Source organism: Bradyrhizobium sp. (assembly GCF_049512235.1).
Lineage (GTDB): Bacteria > Pseudomonadota > Alphaproteobacteria > Rhizobiales > Xanthobacteraceae > Bradyrhizobium.
Genome location: NZ_JBEKXH010000643.1, coordinates 1 through 3233, shown reverse-complemented (window position 1 = coordinate 3233; position 3233 = coordinate 1). Strand labels below are relative to the sequence as shown.

The window sequence follows — 3233 nt, the reverse complement described above, 5'->3', positions numbered from 1 at the left end:
ATGTCGTAGGGTGGGTAGAGCTCTTCGCGAAACCCACCAATTCCGCCGCCGCGATGGGTTTCGTGACCAATTCGGACATGCGTCCGATCTGGTCACTCTACCCATCCTACGAGTCGGTCGGCTAGCTCCGCGGCGGCAGCCGGCGCCGTTTGACGGCCTTGCGCCGCGGCGAGCGCGCCACGCGCGGATGCAGCCGGCTCGCGGCTTCGCGGCTCCGCTTGACCGCCTGTGGTCCGCGCGCCAGTTCCGTCAGCATTCGCAGCGCCTCGATCACCGAGCGCTGGCGCACCGCGCTGCGGCCGATGGCGCCGAAGCGGCACTCGCGATGCAGAATTCGGCCATCGCGGGCGGCGACGGCGAAATGCACCAGACCGACCGGCTTGCCCGGCACAGCACCGCCCGGTCCGGCAATGCCGGTAATGGAAACGGCGAGATCGACGCCGGCCTTCTCCAGCGCGCCGACGGCCATCGCGGTCGCGGTCTCCTTGCTGACCGCGCCGAAGGTCGCAAGTGTCGTTGCCCTGACGCCGAGCATCGCGCGTTTCGCCTCATTGGAGTAGGTGACAAAACCGCGGTCGATGACGTCGGAGGAGCCGGGAATATCGGTCAGCGCGCCGGCGACCAGGCCGCCGGTGCAGGATTCCGCGGTCGCGATGGTGAGCTTGCGCATCCGGCAAAGGTCGAGCAGCGAGCGGGAGAGGGCGCGGGCGTCGCTGCCGCTCATGTCAGTCGCTCCGCCCTTTATCTTCGCAACCCCTGTCGTCCCAACCTTTATCGTCCCAAGGCAGGCGGATGGTGGCGCTGGCCATGGCGGCAATGCCTTCCTCGCGACCGGTAAAGCCCAGCCGTTCGCTGGTGGTCGCTTTGACGGCCACCCGCGACAGCGAGAGCGAGGCGATCTCGGCGATGCGCGCGCGCATGGCATCGCGGAAGGGGCCGATTTTGGGCCGCTCGCAGATCAGGGTGACGTCGAGATGAGCGACGCGGCCGCCGCGCGCGGTGACCCGCTCGAGCGCGTATTTCAGGAAGCGATCCGACGCCGCCCCCTTCCATCTGGGATCGCTGGGCGGAAAATGCGAACCGATATCGCCGTCCGCCAGCGCGCCGAGAATGGCGTCGACCAGCGCATGGAGGCCGACGTCGCCGTCGGAATGCGCGAGAAAGCCGCGGGCGTGCGGCACGCGGACACCGCAGATCATCAGGTGATCGCCGTCGCCAAAGGCGTGAACGTCGTAGCCACTTCCAGTCCTGACATCGCCGAGCAGGGCGCCGAGGCGGGCCTCTTCGCGAACGAAATCTTCCGGTGTCGTGAGTTTCATGTTGGCAGGATCGCCCTCAAAGGTCGCTACCGTCAATCCCGCCCATTCGGCGAGCGCCGCGTCATCGGTGAAATCGCTGCGGCGCTCGCGCGCCGCGCGGCGGTGGGCGTCGAGTATCGCTTCGAAGCGGAAGGCCTGCGGCGTTTGCGCGATGCGCAAGCGCGCCCGGTCCGGCGTGGCCAAGACATTTCCGTCATCATCGATCAGCTTGATCGTGTCCGTAACGGCAATCGCGGGAACGGCCGCGCCGGTGCGGCTGGCGGCGTCGATCGCGCGCGAAATCAGCGCCGCCGATACGAAGGGCCGCGCCGCGTCGTGGATGAGAACCACATCAGGCTTGTGACCGGCGAGCGCTTCGAGTCCGGCATGCACCGAGGCCTGCCGGGTCGCCCCGCCATCGGCTGGAGGCTCGTGGCGCAAGGCGCAGACGGCGTCACCGAAAACAGCCTTGTCGTCCGGATGCAAAACCGGCTGCACGGCAAAGATCTGGGGATGTCGGCAAAACGGCGCCATGGCCCGGTAAATCACGGTCTGGCCGCCGATCGAACGATACTGCTTCGGTCCTCCCGAGCCGGCGCGGAGCCCGCGTCCGGCTGCGACAAGGATGGCTGCAGTCCGCTCAAGTTTCGACATGCGACTCGGTTAATGTTGTGCTGCGGGGCAATGGGGGTGCATGGGTGGCCCGATGCACTGCCCTTATCATGCCGTGGCGATGAAACCAGCGTGATTCCCGATTGCTGTGGGTAAACCATATTTTGTTGCAGTGCACTTGCAAGATCGCAAGAACTGTCTAAACTGTAGGCATGAGGCTTGACTGCCCAAGATTTGTGCTCAAAATGGGTCCCGACAGCCGCGATAAGGCGTCTGCCAGAAATGAGAAACCCGTGACCGGCTCGGCAACACCACGCTCTAAGCCGTTGAAAATAGGTGATATTGAGGTCGCCAACCGGGCCCTTCTGGCGCCGATGTCTGGCGTCACCGATGCGCCCTTTCGGCGTTTGAGCGCGGCCCTTGGGGCGGGACTCGTGGTCTCCGAGATGACGGCCAGCGAGGACCTCGTCAATGCCAGACCCATGTCGCGGTTGCGATGCGAAGCGACGGGAATTGGTCCGCACGTCGTTCAACTCGCGGGTTGCGAGCCCGGCTGGATGGCGGAAGGTGCGCGGATTGCCGAAGCCGCCGGCGCCGACATCATCGACATCAACATGGGTTGTCCGGCGCGCCACGTGACCGGCGGCCAGTCCGGGTCGGCGTTGATGCGCGATCTCGACCACGCCGTGAAGCTGATCGAGGCGACGATATCAGCCGTGCAAGTGCCGGTGACGCTGAAGATGCGGCTCGGTTGGGACGATCGCTCGCGCAACGCAGCAGAACTGGCGCGCCGCGCCGAAGCTGCGGGCGTGCAGATGATCTCGGTGCATGGCCGCACCCGCTGCCAGTTCTACAAGGGCGGTGCCGATTGGGGCGCGGTGCGCGCCGTCAGGGATGCGATTGGGATTCCGCTGGTCGTCAATGGCGACATCACCTCGTTCGAGACCGCGATATCAGCGCTCGAAATGTCGGGCGCCGACGGCGTCATGATCGGCCGCGGTGCCCAGGGCCAGCCCTGGTTGCCCGGTCAGATCGGACGGCGCATCGAAACCGGGGTCGTCGAGTCGGCGCCTTCGCTGGCCGAGCAGCTCAAATATATCCGCACGCTCTATGAGGAAATCTGTGCGCACTATGGACTGCGCATCGGCCTTCGTCATGCGCGCAAACATCTGGGCTGGGCGCTTCAGATTGCGGCCCGCTGCAGCCGCGCGCCGGCGCTGACGCTCAAGACCTGGCGCGATGGGATTTTAACATCCGACGATCCCAAAGCTGTGCATCGGTCTCTTCAGGATGCGTTTGACGACTTTGCATGGAGCGCTGTTG

At 65.6% G+C, this 3233-nt stretch carries 3 protein-coding genes; 1 reads left to right on the top strand and 2 read right to left on the bottom strand.

The window, feature by feature from the left end; all coding sequences use genetic code 11:
- Window positions 1-121: 121 nt before the first annotated feature.
- Complete coding sequence (locus ABSG20_RS33250) at window positions 122-724, bottom strand: CinA family protein (RefSeq protein ID WP_423868680.1); 603 nt, start codon at window positions 722-724, stop codon at window positions 122-124.
- Window position 725: 1 nt separating this feature from the next.
- Window positions 726-1952: a bifunctional 2-C-methyl-D-erythritol 4-phosphate cytidylyltransferase/2-C-methyl-D-erythritol 2,4-cyclodiphosphate synthase gene (locus tag ABSG20_RS33245; protein WP_423868679.1), complete on the bottom strand. Its 1227-nt coding sequence runs from the start codon at window positions 1950-1952 to the stop codon at window positions 726-728.
- A 284-nt stretch (window positions 1953-2236) separates the two neighbouring features.
- Between ABSG20_RS33245 and dusB the strand changes: the two genes are divergently transcribed.
- A partial coding sequence (dusB, locus tag ABSG20_RS33240) for a tRNA dihydrouridine synthase DusB (protein WP_423868681.1) occupies window positions 2237-3233 on the top strand: 997 nt, incomplete at its 3' end.